We start from the raw sequence: 14315 nt of genomic DNA, 5'->3' as shown, positions 1-14315 counted from the left end.
GGTGTCGGGCGACTTCGCCAAGCCTCGAATCGGATGGCCATCCGGTTCGAGGCTCAGTCGCTCTTCTCGCACAAAGTTTCCTCCGTGCAGATACAAGGGGCAGCGCCGGCCATGCTTTGGCGCTGCCGAGTCATGAGATTAGCCGTCAAAGCCGCTCTGCGCCGATTTCAACTCGCGCTATCCATACTCAGTTCGCGCAGCACCGCCATCGCCTCCTCCGCCCGCCCGGCCGGCACAAACAGATGGTCGTGGTAAAAACCCGAGACCGGATTGACGCCCATGCCGGCGGCGGCGAGGCGCGCGGTAATGGCGGCGAGGAAGCCGACGGCTTCGAGCGATGAGTGGATGTTCAGCGTGATCATCCGGCAGCGGAACGAAGCCTCCAGCCCCGTGGTCCGGGCGGCTTCCTCGGTCACGATCAGCGTCGTGCCCTCGCGCTCGCGAAACACCATCACCGGCTCCAGGCCTTCGGGCAGCGGCACGTGCGGCGCCAGCGTGGCAAAGACATAGGTGCCATCAAGCAATTTCGGCGTCATCGACGCCAACAATGTCCTCAGATCGGTCTCGCCGGTCATTTGTCGTCTCGCCTGGTGCACTGCCCGCTCCTCAATAGCCGCCATGGACGAATGCCGATAGCTCTGCTGGCAGCAGAGTCCGCAGCATGGTGGAAATCGGCGCCAAGACAATCCAGACACGTGTCGGATCGCCGCCTCACGGCACGTCCTTGGTTCGACCCCGCTGAAAACGGGGCTAACCATCAGGAGGGACCACCAATGAGCATTTCTCAAACCGCGCCTGTCTCGTCCGGCGTCCTGTGGACCGGCAGCGTGCTCAGCGGCCTCATCGTCCTGTTCATGATCTTCGACGGCGCCATCAAGCTGCCACCGCTCGATATCGTCACCCAGACGATGGTGCCGCTCGGCTGGCCGGCCGACGCCAATGTCGCGCGCATGCTGGGCATCATCGGCCTGGTCTCGACCGCGCTCTACGCCCTGCCGCGCACCTCCGTGCTCGGCGCCATCCTGCTCACCGCCTATATGGGCGGCGCCATCGCCACCAATGCGCGTATCGGCAATCCGCTGTTTTCGCACACGCTGTTCGGCGTCTATCTCGGCATCATCCTTTGGGGCGGCCTCTATCTGCGTGACCCCAAAGTGCGCGCTCTGATCCCGTTCAGCCGCTAGCCGTTCCGCGCCAATCGCTGCCAGGTGTCGTCGCGATCTTCATTCTTCTCGGGATCAAATTAGCCGTCTGAGAGTTAGGGACTTGGCGGCGAGACGGCGATCCGCAAGTGAGAGGAACGACAAATGAAGAGAATCCTGACCATTCTGGTGCTGACGACGGCGCTCGGCGCCTGTTCGCAAACGGAAAAAGGTGCTGCCGTCGGTGGCCTCGGCGGTGCCGCGGTTGGCGCGGCGGTCGCCAATAATCCGGTGCAAGGCGCGGTTGTCGGCGGTGCCGTCGGGGCCGTAGCCGGTGCGCTGATCGGCCGGGCCAGCGAGCCGGGCCGTTGCCGCTATCGCGACCGCAATGGCCATACCTATGTCGATCGCTGCCCAAGCGGTTATTGAACGACCGCATGGCAAAAATGAAGAGCAAACGGCGGGCTTTTGACCCGCCGTTTTCGATCGATGAATTGATTGCAACTCGTTTGAGGCACTATCACGGCGCGCGCTACAGGAGCTCCCGGACGTATTGCCAGGCGTCGCGCCCCAAAGCCGCATCGGCGCGGTCATTGCCGCCATGGGCATGCGAGCTTGAGCGCGGCGTGGTTTCACCTGGCAGGAGAATGCGGTGGCCGGCGTCGGGAGCCGAAACGAGGCGTGTGGCCTTTCCGGCGTCTTTTCGACGCCGGACGATCGATCGAGCGAAATCCAGGGATGGCCACAGCGCGTCGCCGCCGCCCGCGACCAGCACGATCTCCGCCGAAACTACCTCGACGGGAATGGCGGCCCTGTCCGCTTCCTGTTTGAATCTTGCCAGGCAGTGTTCGAAAAGCCCTCGATAGGACACAAGGCCATCAAGGTAGCTTGCCCTCCAATCCGGGTCTGTTGGAACAAACGGGCATGGAACCCCCTTCAGCGTCCATGACGACCGCTCGGGCCAGCTGATGCCGTCGCGGCCCGGCCCGATGTTTCCCCAGACCACCGATGTCGGGCTGATCGCGACCACGGCATCGATGCGCGGGTCATGCGCCGCCGCGAGCAAGGATGCCTCGGCGCCCTTGGACGTGCCGACATAGATGATGCGCCGGCACCCCAATCCGACCAGCCGGTCGGTCGCGGCGAAAAACGTCTCCAGGGGGATTTCGCATATGCCTGGGACCTGGCCTTCGCCGCCGAACCAGCGGAGGGCAAGGGCAGAGACGCCCACATCGGCGAACAGTCGTGCGCGCTCGACATCGACGCGGCCGCTCGATCCGCCCAGCACCACGACACCTGTCGTGGCATCGACGCATCGCAACAGGGTTCCGGCGACGACGCCGGACAGGATTTCCTCCGCGACTGCTCGTTCGCCCATTGGATCCTCAGCCGGAAATCAGAAGCTTTTCCAAGGAAACAGCAAAGGGCAGGTGAGTGACAATTGCAAACAGCAAAACGGCGGGCACAGGCCCGCCGTTCTGTTTGCGCAAGGAATAGGAAGCGATTACTCGGCGGTGGCGGCTTCCGCTTCGGCTGGTGCGGCAGCGGCCGCGGCGACGGCGGCAGCGGCGTCGTCCTGGGCCTTCTTCAGCAGGGCGGCGCGTTCCTGCGCCTTCTTGCCGGGCTCGGCCTTCTTCGGGTTGGAGCGGGCTTCGCGCTTGGCAAGGCCGGCTTCATCGAGGAAGCGCAGCACGCGGTCGGTCGGCTGGGCGCCGTGCGACAGCCAATGCTTGACGCGGTCGGCGTCGACCTTGATGCGCTCGCCGTCCTTCGGCAGCAGCGGGTTCCACGAGCCGAGCGACTCGATGAACCGGCCGTCGCGGGGCGAACGGGCGTCGGCGACGACGACGTGGTAGTAAGGACGCTTCTTCGAGCCCGCACGGGCCAGTCTGATCTTCAGTGCCATTTTCTTTTCTCCTAAAAGCTCTGATTTCGTTGATTGTTCAGGCTGATTGTCAGCCGGTTTTCGTCACGCCGTTGGCAGCGGCGATCTGTTCGTGGTGCCGGATCACTTCGCGGACGACGAAATTGAGGAATTTTTCCGCGAAATCCGGGTCGAGATGCGCATCTTTCGCCAGCTGGCGAAGACGGGCGATCTGCTGCTGCTCGCGCGCCGGGTCGGCCGGCGGCAGGCCATGCTCGGCCTTGAGCATGCCGACCGCCTTGGTGCAGCGGAAGCGCTCGGCCAGCATATGGATGAGGGCGGCATCGATGTTGTCGATCGAGGCGCGGTAGCCGGCCAGGATGGTGCGGGCGTCGGCCATGTCCTTTTCTTCGTTCATAGCGTCCTCACTTTTTCTTGCCGAGACCGGGCGGGCCGCCACCACCGCCAAGGCCGGGAAGCTTCATGCCGCCAGGCAGGCCCGGCAAGCCGCCGCCTGGGGCGGGCAAGCCCTTCATGCCACCGAGGCCGGCGGCCTGCGCCTGTTTCTGCAAGGCTTCGAGCTGCTTGGGATCCATCTTCGACAGGTCGGGCATGCCGCCGCCCATCATGCCGCCCATGCCACCCCCGGGCATCATACCGCCAAGGCCCATCTTGGAGGCGAGGCCACCCATCATGCCGCGCATCAGGCCGCCGCCTTTGCCCTTGCCGCCCATCGCCTTCATCATGTCGGCCATGCCGCGATGCATCTTCAAGAGCTTGTTGATCTCGGCCGCATCGGTGCCGGAGCCGGCGGCGATACGCTTCTTGCGCGAGTGTTTCAGTATATCGGGATTGGCGCGCTCGGCCTTGGTCATCGAGGAGATGATGGCGAGCTGGCGGCCGAACATCTTGTCGTCGAGGCCGGCGGCAGCCATCTGGTCCTTCATCTTGCCCATGCCCGGCATCATGCCCATGATGCCGCCCATGCCGCCCATCTTCGACATCTGCTGAAGCTGCTGGGCGAGGTCGTTCAGGTCGAACTTGCCCGACTGCATCTTCTTGGCCATCGCCGCCGCCTGCTCGGCGTCGATGTTTTCCGCCGCCTTCTCGACGAGCGAGACGATGTCGCCCATGCCCAGGATGCGGTCGGCGATGCGCTTGGGGTGGAATTCCTCCAGCCCATCCATCTTTTCGCCGGTGCCGATCAGCTTGATCGGCTTGCCGGTGACGGCGCGCATCGAAAGCGCGGCACCGCCACGGCCGTCGCCGTCCATGCGGGTCAGCACAAGGCCGGTGATGCCGACGCGCTCGTCGAAGCTTTTCGCCAGGTTGACGGCGTCCTGGCCGGTCAGGGAGTCGGCGACCAGCAGGATCTCGTGCGGGCTCGACACCTTCTTGATGTCGGCCATCTCGACCATCAGCGGCTCGTCGATATGGGTGCGGCCGGCGGTGTCGAGGATGACGATGTCATGGCCGCCGAGCTTGGCCGCCTGCACGGCGCGCCTGGCGATATCGACCGGGTTCTGGCCTGCTATCACAGGCAGCGTCGCGACCTTGACCTGCTCGCCGAGCTGGCGCAACTGCTCTTGCGCGGCGGGGCGCCGCGTGTCGAGCGAGGCCATCAGGACCTTCTTGTTCTGCCGCTCGGTCAGGCGCTTGGCGATCTTGGCCGAAGTCGTCGTCTTTCCGGAGCCCTGCAGGCCGACCATCATGACGACGACCGGAGCAGGCGCATTGAGGTCGATGGCGACGCCCTCGGCGCCCAGCATGTCGACCAGCTCGTCGTGGACGATCTTGACGACCATCTGTCCGGGCTTGATCGACTTCAGCACGGCGGCGCCGACGGCCTTCTCGCGCACCTTGTCGGTGAAGGAACGCACCACTTCCAGCGCCACGTCGGCCTCGAGCAGCGCACGGCGCACCTCGCGCAACGCCGCCGAGACATCAGCCTCGGAAAGCGCGCCGCGGCCGGTCAGGCCGTTCAGGATGGAGCCAAGGCGCTCTTGTAGGGACTCAAACATTGATCAACCCACCGCGCGAGAGCGCCTTGGAGTCATAGTGATCCCTGTCGGGCCGATGGCCCTCCACGCCTCTTGTGCGCTCCTGCAGCGATTCAAACATTCGTTTTCCTTTTCCCTGGCACCCGGATGGTGCCCGAGAGGTAATGCGTTCGCGCCCGGTCTCCAAGCCAGTCCAAGCAAAAGCCCAAAACCAAAAAGCACCCGGGGGCGCACAGCGCTGCCGGGTGTTGGCCTCCAGGATCTGTTTACAGCACTTGGCCTCAAAGAGGCTTCGGCGTCCTGGTCGGCTTGCTCGGAGGGATACTCGTCGCGGAATTGGTGGGCTGTAGACAGGAAATCGGCGCGAGAGTCAAGGCAAGGCCGGTGTCGCGCCGTTTCCCGGACCGCGATCAGGCCGTACCCACAGCGTTCGGGACCTCGGCCGAGACCCTGAGCGGCGAGCGTGGGTGCAGCAATAGAGCAATCGTCAGCAAGCTGCAGGCGATGCCGATGAGGGCGATGAGAATTGCATCCGACATCATCCATCCCGGCCCTTCGAGCGGCTTGGCGGTGAACAAGGCGAAGGAATTGTAGCTCTGCTGATGCGAGATCAGCAGGAAGCCAGTCAGGTTGTTGCCGAGATGGGCGCCAAGTGCGGCGCCGAGATTGCCGGTGGCGTAGACCATGAGCGTCAGAAGCAGCGCGAAAGCGGCGATCGAGACCAGCACGCAGGCATTGATGGCGGCCGACGAACCGCCGCTCCAGTGCAGCGAGGTGAACAGCAGGCCGGGCAGCAGCGCCCAGATGAAAGGGCTGCGGAACCGGCTGGCGAGGCCGCGCAGCAGATAGCCGCGAAACAGCACCTCCTCCGACGAGGTCTGCAGCAAGGTGAGCGCGACGATCGGGATCGCGAACAGCAGCCAGGACGACAGGCTGATCGTGCCGCGAGCGATCCCCGGCGCCAGCAAATAGAGCAGGATTTCGGACAAAGCCGAGGTGATCAGCACCGCGATCAGACCCTTGAGGAAGTCCGGTCGCGATACGCGGCGGCCGGTGCCGAGGAGGGCCGACAGCGGCTCGCCATGCACCCAGCGCATGGCGATCCACAGACCGATCCAGATCCCGGCGAAGGAGGTGAGCGCGCTGAGGATGCCGATGGGCGAGGCGAGAAAACCCTCCATGCCATATGGCGAAGCCGCCGCCTGCCAGGCGAAGTAGACATGTGTGCCGCCCAACAGCACGGCCGCGGTGGTGGCGCCCCAAAACAGGACGACGATCAGCGTTCCCAGAAATAGGCGCAACAAAGTCGTCCTGGCGTTCGGCGTGTTGCGATAGCGCTCGAAGGCAGTGTCGTCGATCGTCACGCTTGTCCTCGATCCGAATCCATCGCTGCTTGATCCAGCTGTCCTTGATCTAGCCGATAGCCTCGGGAATCGGAATCGATATCACCAGGGATACGCGCAAACGGATCGTGCGGCACCCAAGCGCCGCCCGGTGCCGGCACGGTCTTCCCAGTGTCGCCAGCGGCCGCTTCGGCGACCTCTGGCCTCCTGTCAACGCACCACGTACATGATGCGCCGGGTCTGCGGATCGACCAGCGTCGGCTGACCGTTCACATACACATAGCGATACTTGTAGTCCGGAATTTCGCGCAACTCGACGGTGTCGGGCAGGGTTGCGCCGGTCACCACCTCGCCTTCGAGATAGACGGGGTCGAGGCGATGGGTGTCGACATAGGTCCTGACCTCGGCCGGAGGCCGGACGACGGTGTCGATCGGCTCGCCGGCGACGATCGCTCCGGTGTACTCGGTGGAATAGTTGCCGATGTCGTCCGGCGGCGAGACGACGGCAACGGCGGAGCGCCGCTGCGTCAGCACCACGCGGCTGCCGCCGAAATCGGCGGTGACGTAGTCGGAATAGACCCAGCCCTGGCCGCCGGCTTCTGCGATCGTGCACCATTTGCTGTTTTCGATGCAGCCATTGAGCGTCGCCGACTGGCCGGCGGCCAGCACGCCGATCACCGGATATTGCGGGCCCGGGCCAGCGCGCACGTTGAGATCGGTGACCGCCGACACGGCGGTGTCCGCCAAGGCGGCGCCCGACATCATGGTGAACACTCCGGCGATTGCGGGAAACAATACGGATTTCATGGTTTCTCTCCGTTTTCGTGGTCCCTCGCCAGCGAAAACGGGGCAGCAGCGCATGCGTTCCGGTTAAAACGCGCGAGCCAACTCACGATTTCCCGTGTCTTTCGGCAAGCTGGTCACAAGATCGTGAACAAAGGCCAGTTTCTGCGCCGTCACGTCCGAAATGACGAAGGGGTAGAGGTCGGGCAGGCCCATGCAGCGGTTGATCGAATTGGAGGCTTCCGACAGCACCAGCCAGCGGGCAAGAATCTTGTCGAAGGGCTCGGGCGTCTTTGCAGGCTCCGAGGGCGCTGCCTGCAGCCCGCCACCGGTATCGCCCCGCGGCAGTTCGGCCGCCTCCACCGTCTCCAGTCGGCCGAGCGGGAAGTTCAACGCATGGACCATCTCCAGCGTGTCGGTGATGTGCAGATGGTGGGCCCAGGTCTCGGCCCAGTCTTCCCATGGATGCGAGGTGGCGTAGGCCGAAATGTGGTCTTGCTGCCAGTCGGGCGCGGCGCCATTGGCGTAGTAGGCCTTCAGCGCCTGTTCGTAGTCGGCGCGTTCGTCGCCGAACAAAGCACGGAACGCTTCCAGCCCTCGCGGATCGTCGCGGATCAGGCGGTCCCAGTAATAATGGCCGAGCTCGTGGCGGAAATGGCCGAGCAGCGTGCGATAATTCTCGCCCATCTCGACGCGACGTTTTTCGCGCTCGGCTGAATCGGCTTCGGCGACGTTGAGCGTGATCAGGCCATTGTCGTGGCCGGTGAGAATCCGTTCGCCGCCCGGGCCGCCACCGATCGGATCGGCGAGGAAGTCGAAGGCCAGCCCGATTTCGTCCGTCGGGCTTTGCTTGGGCGCCACTGGCAGGCCGAAGGCGAGCAGCGAATAGATGGCCCGCTTCTTCGCCGCCTCGACGCGGATCCAGCGGCGGCGGTTGCCGTCGACCGAGAGGTCGGGGATCAGCTGGTTCAGCACGCAAGCACGGCAGAAGACCTGCCCCGGCTCGGCCATCCAGTTGCAGGCGCATTCGTCGGCATTGGTGCACTGGATGGCGCCGTCGACGCCGGACAGGACAAAGCGCGCGCGCTCGGGATCATAGAGCACGAGACTGCTGCAGTTCAGGCATTGGGCGTTCTCGAAATAGAGACGGTGGCCGCAATGCGGGCAGTCGAAAAGTTTCATCTCGGTCTCAATTCATCAGAAGGGCACAGGATGCATGGCGGCCCGTGCCCAAACGCGAGCCACCGGCCGGTGTTCCGCGGTCCGGCGAGACTATCTCGCTTCGCTGGTCCAGGCGCACCGATGCGGTCCACGGCCGGCATCAACGTCTTTCATGCATGGCCTCGCCATAATAATCACTTGATCGTAGGCAAATTCCCCGGCATTCGCCAGCATCGCGCCACAGACGGTGACAAATGCGCGTTTCGCTGGCAAATTCGCAATCGGGACGTGAATCAGGCAACCAGGAGAACAACATGGCATTTCTTGCCAAGGGTAGGATTTTAGCAGCCGCGGTGGTGGCGGTGCTGGGGCTGGCAACGGGCGCGCAAGCGGCGGCCAGCTGCGGCAAGACCGGCGCCGGCTTCGACGCCTGGAAACAGGATTTTGCCGCCGAGGCCAAGTCCGAAGGTGTCGGGTCGAGGGGGCTAGCAGCTCTGGCCGGCGCGAGCTATGCAACAAGGACCATCTCCGCCGACCGCGCTATCCACAAGGCGTTCAGCGGCTCGGTGGACGATTTCATGAAGCGCCGTGGCGGGTCCGCTATTATTTCCAAGGGCCGTTCGCTGAAGAAGTCGAACGCGGCGCTGTTCAACCAGATCGAACAGAACTACGGCGTGTCGCCGGGCGTGCTGCTCGCCATCTGGGGCATGGAGACCGGCTTTGGTGCCTCCATGGGCAACCAGAACACGGTCTCCGCCATTTTGACGCTTGCCTATGATTGCCGTCGCCCCGACTATTTCCACCCGCACGCCATCGCGGCCCTGAAGCTGGTTGATCGCGGAGCGTTGACCGCCTCGTCGGTCGGCGCCATGCATGGCGAGATCGGCCACACGCAGTTCCTGCCCGGAAACGTCCTGAAATATGCGGTCGGCAGCGGAAACCTGCGCGACAAGGCCACCGCTTTGGCCTCCACCGCCAACTTCCTCAAGGATCACGGTTGGCGGGCTGGCGCCAGCGCGCAGTCGAATATGGGCGCGATCGCCGGCTGGAATTCCGCAAGCGTCTATCAGCAGGCCATCGCCCGCATCGCCACCGCGATCGACGCCGACTGATCGAACCGCACGGCATCGAACGAAGAACCCGGCCTTCGCGCCGGGTTTTCATTTCACGTCGAGCGCATAGGAGCAGCCGGCCAGCGTCTTGCCGGGATGGGACTCGACCGTCGAGACGTTGAGCGTGATGCGCGTGGCAAGGCTCACGCCGCCGACCTGCTCGGTGCTTTCGGCCACGACCTTCTCACCGAGGAACTTGTCCGGCGTCGAGACCGTCGCCGGGACGTCGAGCTGGCGGGCGAGGTCCGGCGCGACGATGCCATCAAGCACCGCCATCGGCCCTGTCGCGGTAAAGACGATTGTCTCGGTCTCGCGCCCGAAGACATGGACCGGGGCGGGCAAGTCATACTGCCGCAGGAACGGATTGCCTGACGGACCCTCGTTCCAGCTCAGCGCCTTCGCGGCGCCGGGTTCGCCGGCCAGCCAGAGGGCAAAGCCGTTATAGCTGGGCACGTCGGCCCGGCACTCGATCAGGGCGGCAAGGTCGAGCGAGGCAGGGTTGAAATCACCGGCCATGGCCGGTGCCGCCAGAAGGACCAGCGGCACCAGGCATCGGCCGGGACAGCGCATCCCGTCTACAGCATATCGCGGCGAACAGGATTCGCCGCGACGTGCTGTAAGCTTCTGATTTTATGCATGTCGTTGTCCCGAAACCGAGGACACTTCCGGGCGACATGCATTAGCTGTTGCGGTTGCGCGCGGCCAATGTCCGCAGCCTCAGCGCATTGAGGCGGATGAAGCCGGCGGCGTCCTTCTGGTCGTAGGCGCCACGGTCGTCCTCGAAGGTGACCAGCGCGTCGGAATAGAGCGTCTTCTTCGATTTGCGACCGGTGACCATGACATTGCCCTTGTAGAGCTTCAGCCGCACCGTGCCTTCGACGTCTTCCTGGCTCTTGTCGATCATCGCCTGCAGCATCAGGCGCTCGGGCGAGAACCAGAAGCCGTTGTAGATGAGCTCGGCATAGCGCGGCATGAACTCGTCCTTGAGGTGGGCCGCACCGCGGTCGAGCGTGATCGATTCGATGGCGCGATGGGCCACGATCAGGATGGCGCCGCCGGGCGTTTCATACACACCCCGCGATTTCATGCCGACGAAACGGTTCTCGACAAGATCGAGTCGGCCGATGCCATTGTCGCGGCCGAGGTCGTTAAGGGCGGCCAGCATGGTCGCCGGCGACAGCTTCTTGCCGTTGAGCGCGACCGGGTCGCCCTTCAGGAACTCGATCTCGATCTCGGTGACGGCATCTGGCGCGTCCATCGGCGACACGGTGCGCTGATGGACGAATTCCGGCGGCTCCACCCATGGATCCTCCAGCACCTTGCCCTCGGAAGAGGAGTGCAGGAGGTTGGCGTCGACCGAGAACGGTGCGTCGCCCTTCTTGTCCTTCGGCACCGGGATCTGGTGCTGTTCGGCGAAGTTCATCAGGTCGGTGCGCGACTTGAACGACCAGTCGCGCCACGGCGCGATGACCTTGATGTCGGGGTTGAGCGCGTAGGCGGAAAGCTCGAAACGCACTTGGTCGTTGCCCTTGCCGGTGGCGCCGTGGGCAATCGCGTCTGCACCGGTCTCCCTGGCGATCTCGACCAGGTGCTTGGAAATCAGCGGTCGCGCGATCGAGGTGCCCAGCAGGTAAGTGCCTTCATAGACGGTGTTGGCGCGGAACATCGGGAAGACGAAGTCGGAGACGAATTCCTCGCGCACGTCGACAACGCGGATGTCCTTGATGCCCATCATCTCGGCCTTGCGGCGCGCCGGCTCCAGCTCGCCGCCCTGGCCGAGATCGGCGGTGAAGGTGACGACTTCGGCGCCGAGTTCGGTCTGCAGCCATTTCAGGATGATGGATGTATCGAGCCCGCCGGAATAAGCGAGCACGACCTTCTTGACGTCTTTGATCTTGGACATTTGGCAGTTCCACGACAGGAGTTCTCGGCGCGCGAGGTATCACGCCGCTTCCAGGCTGCGCAAGGGATGAACACGAGGCAGGTGGTGACACCAGGATCGAGCAGGGCTGGATCAGCACTCTTGCCGTCCGGCCGCTGGCAAGAACGGGCGGCATCCTCTATAGCCTGACGTCCCCAACCCAAAGGCCTGCCCATGTCCTTCATTCCCGACACCGCCACGCTGGTCCAGTTCGCCATCGCCACCGTGATCCTGGCGATCACGCCAGGCCCTGATATGACGCTGTTCGTGTCGCGCACGCTGAGCCAGGGGCGGGCCACCGGCTTCGCCTCGATGGCCGGCGCGCTGTGCGGCACGCTGATCCACACCACGCTGGTGGTGGTCGGCGTCTCGGCGCTGATCGTCGCCTCGCCGATGGCTTTCTTCGTGCTGAAGATCTTTGGCGCCGGCTATCTCGTCTTCCTGGCCTGGCAGGCGATCGCCAAGGGCTCGGCCTTTTCGCCGGAAAAGAAGACGGGCCCGCGGATCTCGCTGCTGCGCAGCTGGGCCGCGGGGCTCGGCGTCAACCTGCTCAATCCGAAGATCATCCTGTTCTTCATGACCTTCCTGCCGCAATTCGTCTCCGCGCACGATCCGAACGCGCCCGGGAAGCTGTTCTTCCTTGGCTCCATGTTCATCGTGCTGTCGATCCCGGTGACGGCACCCATGGTGCTGGCGGCGGAAAAATTCTCGGCGGCGATGAAAGCCAGCCCGCGCGTGACGCGGGTGGTCGACTATCTCTTCGCCGGCGTTTTCTCGGCCTTCGCGCTCAAGATCCTGACGGCCCAGGCGAAGTAGGAGCTTTCTCGTCCTTCCACCAGCTTCCGGCCCAGCGGCCGGCGCTGAGCCAATAGAAGATGCCGCCGACCATGCCGCCACCGAGCACCGCCATGATCGCGCTGGTCTCGGTGACAGCAAAAGCGGAATCGCGGATATTGTCGACCAGACCGAGGAAAACTCCCGCCACCAGCGCGCCCGCCAGCGCGTAGAACAGCCAGTCGCGCCGGCCGAGGATCTCGGCAATCAAAATGATGATCGCGGCCGGCATGAAGCCGAAATAAGCGACAAACAGGGCGACGAAAGGAATTGAAAAATAGAGCGATGCCGCCGCCGCCGGATGGGCTTGCGCCAGCGCGTAGCCGAGCGAGGCCAGGAACAGGATGTTGAGGAAGGCGCTCGCCCCCAGCGACGCGACCGCGTAGCCGAACAGGATGACGGCGAAGCGCACGATATAAGCGACGAGCCGGTTCATCGGGGGTCACGGCCCGTGAGATGACCGGACTTGTGTCCAGCCAGAAGCCAGTAGACCCAGCCGGCGGCAATGCCGGCCGCGGCCAGAAAACCGAGGAAGCCCGGATTGAAAACGAAGCCGCCGGCGGAGCCTGGGACAAAAACACCGAAGACGATCGACGTGACCGCGCCCGTGACGGCAAAGTAGAACCATCCTCGCAGCGCCAGCCGTTCGGCGACGAAGATCGCCGGGCCGACGATCAGCAGCGCGCAGATCGCGACGGTCAACACGGCGAGCGGGAAGGAGGCCAGCCAGTCGAATGTGAAAATGATCGACCAGTTGCCGTCCTCGATCCCGGCCAGAAGAACGATCAGCAGCACCGGCACCAGGATCGAGGTGAGCACAGCGGCGACGTAGCCGACTGTTATGATGGCGAAGCGCTTCGAGCAGGCGACGAGACGGCTCACACCTCGCCGTGCCCCGCGATCATCATGGCTTCCAGCGCCAGCCGGTCGACCTTGCGCATGCGCTCCGATTCCGACTTCAGCTGGCCGCAGGCGGCCAGGATGTCGCGGCCGCGCGGCGTGCGGATCGGCGAGGCATAGCCGGCATTGTTGATGTAGTCGGCGAACTTCTCGATCGTCTCCCAGTCCGAGCACTGGTAGTTGGTGCCAGGCCACGGGTTGAACGGGATCAGGTTGATCTTGGCCGGAATGCCCTTGAGCAGCTTGATCAGGCCCTTGGCGTCCTCGATGGAATCGTTGACGTCCTTCAGCATCACATATTCGAAGGTGATACGCCTGGCGTTGGAGAGGCCGGGATAGGCGCGGCAGGCGGCGATCAGCTCCTTGAGCGGATACTTCTTGTTGATCGGCACCAGCAAGTCGCGCAGATCGTCATTGGTGGCATGCAGCGAGATCGCCAGCATGACGCCGATCTCCTCGCCGGTGCGGAAGATCTCGGGAACGACGCCGGAGGTCGACAGCGTGATGCGGCGCTTCGACAGGGAAAGTCCGTCGCCGTCGGAGGCGATCAGCAGCGCCTTCTTGACCGCCTCGAAATTATAGAGCGGCTCGCCCATGCCCATCATGACGACGTTGGACACTTTCCGGCCCTCGGCGGGCACGATGGCGCCATCCGGCGTGTCGCGGTCGGGGAAGTCGCCGAGCCGGTCGCGGGCGGTGAGCAACTGGGCGAGGATTTCCTCAGCCGTCAAATTGCGCACCAGCTTCTGCGTGCCGGTGTGGCAGAACGAGCAGGTCAGCGTGCAGCCGACCTGCGAGGAGATGCAGAGCGTGCCGCGGCCTTCCTCGGGGATATAGACGGTTTCGATCTCGACCGGCCGGCCGGCGCCGCGCGGCGGAAAGCGGAACAGCCACTTTCGCGTGCCGTCGGCGGAAATCTGCTCCTCGACGATCTCGGGCCGGGCGACGGTGAAATGCCTGTCGAGTTCGGCGCGCAGATCCTTGGAGATGTTGAACATGCCGGCGAAGTCGGAAACGCCGCGCACATACATCCAGTGCCAGAGCTGCTGGGCGCGCATTTTTGCCTGACGCTCCGGCACGATGCCTGCAGCGATGAAGGCCTCGGCGAGCTCGGCCCGTGTCAGGCCAATCAGCGACGGTTTTTCGGCCGGCATGGCGCGGGTACGCAAGGCGTCACGGGCTCCTTCGGCGGTGAGGTCGAGTGAAAGGGTCATGGTTGCACTGATATAAGCGGTTTACGGCCGATTTCATCCAT

17 protein-coding genes are annotated in these 14315 nt (G+C 64.2%); 4 read left to right on the top strand and 13 right to left on the bottom strand.

The annotated features are described in order from the left end of the window. Positions 1–167: 167 nt before the first annotated feature. Positions 168–575 (bottom strand): ACT domain-containing protein, encoded by a 408-nt coding sequence (locus tag M653_RS0127625; RefSeq protein WP_027146226.1) that lies wholly within the window; start codon positions 573–575, stop codon positions 168–170. Between the two features lie 198 nt (positions 576–773). Between M653_RS0127625 and M653_RS0127620 the strand changes: the two genes are divergently transcribed. Together M653_RS0127620 and M653_RS0127615 are read left to right on the top strand one after the other, a co-directional pair. Beyond that, positions 774–1184: a DoxX family protein gene (locus M653_RS0127620; RefSeq protein WP_027146225.1), complete on the top strand. Its 411-nt coding sequence runs from the start codon at positions 774–776 to the stop codon at positions 1182–1184. A gap of 123 nt (positions 1185–1307) precedes the next feature. After that, positions 1308–1571, top strand: coding sequence for a YMGG-like glycine zipper-containing protein (locus tag M653_RS0127615; protein WP_027146224.1), 264 nt, complete (start codon positions 1308–1310; stop codon positions 1569–1571). A 103-nt stretch (positions 1572–1674) separates the two neighbouring features. On the opposite strand, the gene M653_RS0127610 is transcribed toward M653_RS0127615, so the two are convergent. From M653_RS0127610 to M653_RS0127580, 7 genes are all read right to left on the bottom strand, one after another. Continuing rightward, on the bottom strand, positions 1675–2520 hold the full coding sequence (locus M653_RS0127610; protein WP_027146223.1) for an acyl-CoA thioester hydrolase/BAAT C-terminal domain-containing protein: 846 nt from the start codon (positions 2518–2520) through the stop codon (positions 1675–1677). 126 nt (positions 2521–2646) lie between these two features. Continuing rightward, positions 2647–3048, bottom strand: coding sequence for a 30S ribosomal protein S16 (gene rpsP / locus M653_RS0127605; protein ID WP_027146222.1), 402 nt, complete (start codon positions 3046–3048; stop codon positions 2647–2649). A 49-nt stretch (positions 3049–3097) separates the two neighbouring features. Beyond that, on the bottom strand, positions 3098–3424 hold the full coding sequence (locus tag M653_RS0127600) for a chorismate mutase (protein ID WP_027146221.1): 327 nt from the start codon (positions 3422–3424) through the stop codon (positions 3098–3100). A gap of 7 nt (positions 3425–3431) precedes the next feature. Continuing rightward, the gene (gene ffh / locus M653_RS0127595; protein ID WP_027146220.1) at positions 3432–5027 is read right to left on the bottom strand and encodes a signal recognition particle protein; all 1596 of its coding nucleotides are present in this window, start codon (positions 5025–5027) and stop codon (positions 3432–3434) included. A 389-nt stretch (positions 5028–5416) separates the two neighbouring features. Continuing rightward, a complete protein-coding gene (locus tag M653_RS0127590; RefSeq protein ID WP_027146219.1) occupies positions 5417–6370 on the bottom strand; it encodes a type II CAAX endopeptidase family protein in 954 nt (317 codons plus the stop codon). A 189-nt stretch (positions 6371–6559) separates the two neighbouring features. After that, the gene (locus M653_RS0127585) at positions 6560–7156 is read right to left on the bottom strand and encodes a DUF1236 domain-containing protein (RefSeq protein ID WP_027146218.1); all 597 of its coding nucleotides are present in this window, start codon (positions 7154–7156) and stop codon (positions 6560–6562) included. A 63-nt stretch (positions 7157–7219) separates the two neighbouring features. Then, entirely contained in the window at positions 7220–8314 is a 1095-nt protein-coding gene (locus tag M653_RS0127580) for a putative zinc-binding metallopeptidase (RefSeq protein WP_027146217.1), read from the bottom strand. Between the two features lie 293 nt (positions 8315–8607). On the opposite strand from M653_RS0127580, the gene M653_RS0127575 reads away from it, so the two are divergent. Then, a complete protein-coding gene (locus M653_RS0127575; RefSeq protein WP_027146216.1) occupies positions 8608–9405 on the top strand; it encodes a lytic transglycosylase domain-containing protein in 798 nt (265 codons plus the stop codon). A gap of 48 nt (positions 9406–9453) precedes the next feature. Here M653_RS0127575 and M653_RS0127570 read toward each other — a convergent pair whose 3' ends face one another. Then, on the bottom strand, positions 9454–9975 hold the full coding sequence (locus M653_RS0127570; RefSeq protein WP_027146215.1) for a hypothetical protein: 522 nt from the start codon (positions 9973–9975) through the stop codon (positions 9454–9456). A 109-nt stretch (positions 9976–10084) separates the two neighbouring features. Next, positions 10085–11308 (bottom strand): argininosuccinate synthase, encoded by a 1224-nt coding sequence (locus M653_RS0127565; protein WP_027146214.1) that lies wholly within the window; start codon positions 11306–11308, stop codon positions 10085–10087. 192 nt (positions 11309–11500) lie between these two features. On the opposite strand from M653_RS0127565, the gene M653_RS0127560 reads away from it, so the two are divergent. After that, positions 11501–12142, top strand: coding sequence for a LysE family translocator (locus M653_RS0127560; RefSeq protein WP_027146213.1), 642 nt, complete (start codon positions 11501–11503; stop codon positions 12140–12142). On the opposite strand, the gene M653_RS0127555 is transcribed toward M653_RS0127560, so the two are convergent. Genes M653_RS0127555 through rlmN form a run of 3 tightly spaced genes read right to left on the bottom strand, consistent with a single transcriptional unit; the run spans position 12114 to position 14274 of the window. Beyond that, positions 12114–12596 carry a hypothetical protein gene (locus M653_RS0127555; RefSeq protein WP_027146212.1) on the bottom strand — a complete coding sequence of 161 codons (483 nt, stop codon included), beginning with the start codon at positions 12594–12596 and terminating at the stop codon, positions 12114–12116. The genes M653_RS0127560 and M653_RS0127555 overlap by 29 nt on opposite strands. Beyond that, entirely contained in the window at positions 12593–13042 is a 450-nt protein-coding gene (locus M653_RS0127550) for a hypothetical protein (RefSeq protein ID WP_027146211.1), read from the bottom strand. The genes M653_RS0127555 and M653_RS0127550 overlap by 4 nt, the downstream gene beginning before the upstream one ends. After that, positions 13039–14274, bottom strand: coding sequence for a 23S rRNA (adenine(2503)-C(2))-methyltransferase RlmN (gene rlmN, locus M653_RS0127545; RefSeq protein ID WP_027146210.1), 1236 nt, complete (start codon positions 14272–14274; stop codon positions 13039–13041). Before rlmN ends, M653_RS0127550 begins: the two co-directional genes overlap by 4 nt. Between the last annotated feature and the right edge of the window lie 41 nt (positions 14275–14315).

Origin of the sequence: Mesorhizobium sp. WSM3626 (assembly GCF_000513935.1) — a bacterium.
Taxonomy (GTDB): Bacteria; Pseudomonadota; Alphaproteobacteria; order Rhizobiales; family Rhizobiaceae; genus Mesorhizobium; species Mesorhizobium salmacidum.
The sequence above is the reverse complement of the archived record's forward strand: the minus strand, read 5'-3'. Positions and strand labels throughout refer to the sequence as shown.

Bases quoted from the DNA above. Each gene is read 5' to 3' on its own strand.
- M653_RS0127575 (WP_027146216.1), top strand. From the start codon at position 8,608: ATGGCATTTCTTGCCAAGGGTAGGATTTTAGCAGCCGCGGTGGTGGCG.
- M653_RS0127600 (WP_027146221.1), bottom strand. From the start codon at position 3,424: ATGAACGAAGAAAAGGACATGGCCGACGCCCGCACCATCCTGGCCGGC.
- M653_RS0127555 (WP_027146212.1), bottom strand. From the start codon at position 12,596: ATGAACCGGCTCGTCGCTTATATCGTGCGCTTCGCCGTCATCCTGTTC.
- M653_RS0127580 (WP_027146217.1), bottom strand. From the start codon at position 8,314: ATGAAACTTTTCGACTGCCCGCATTGCGGCCACCGTCTCTATTTCGAG.
- rlmN (WP_027146210.1), bottom strand. From the start codon at position 14,274: ATGACCCTTTCACTCGACCTCACCGCCGAAGGAGCCCGTGACGCCTTG.
- M653_RS0127625 (WP_027146226.1), bottom strand. From the start codon at position 575: ATGACCGGCGAGACCGATCTGAGGACATTGTTGGCGTCGATGACGCCG.
- M653_RS0127570 (WP_027146215.1), bottom strand. From the start codon at position 9,975: ATGCGCTGTCCCGGCCGATGCCTGGTGCCGCTGGTCCTTCTGGCGGCA.
- M653_RS0127565 (WP_027146214.1), bottom strand. From the start codon at position 11,308: ATGTCCAAGATCAAAGACGTCAAGAAGGTCGTGCTCGCTTATTCCGGC.
- M653_RS0127585 (WP_027146218.1), bottom strand. From the start codon at position 7,156: ATGAAATCCGTATTGTTTCCCGCAATCGCCGGAGTGTTCACCATGATG.
- M653_RS0127615 (WP_027146224.1), top strand. From the start codon at position 1,308: ATGAAGAGAATCCTGACCATTCTGGTGCTGACGACGGCGCTCGGCGCC.
- rpsP (WP_027146222.1), bottom strand. From the start codon at position 3,048: ATGGCACTGAAGATCAGACTGGCCCGTGCGGGCTCGAAGAAGCGTCCT.
- M653_RS0127560 (WP_027146213.1), top strand. From the start codon at position 11,501: ATGTCCTTCATTCCCGACACCGCCACGCTGGTCCAGTTCGCCATCGCC.
- ffh (WP_027146220.1), bottom strand. From the start codon at position 5,027: ATGTTTGAGTCCCTACAAGAGCGCCTTGGCTCCATCCTGAACGGCCTG.
- M653_RS0127620 (WP_027146225.1), top strand. From the start codon at position 774: ATGAGCATTTCTCAAACCGCGCCTGTCTCGTCCGGCGTCCTGTGGACC.
- M653_RS0127610 (WP_027146223.1), bottom strand. From the start codon at position 2,520: ATGGGCGAACGAGCAGTCGCGGAGGAAATCCTGTCCGGCGTCGTCGCC.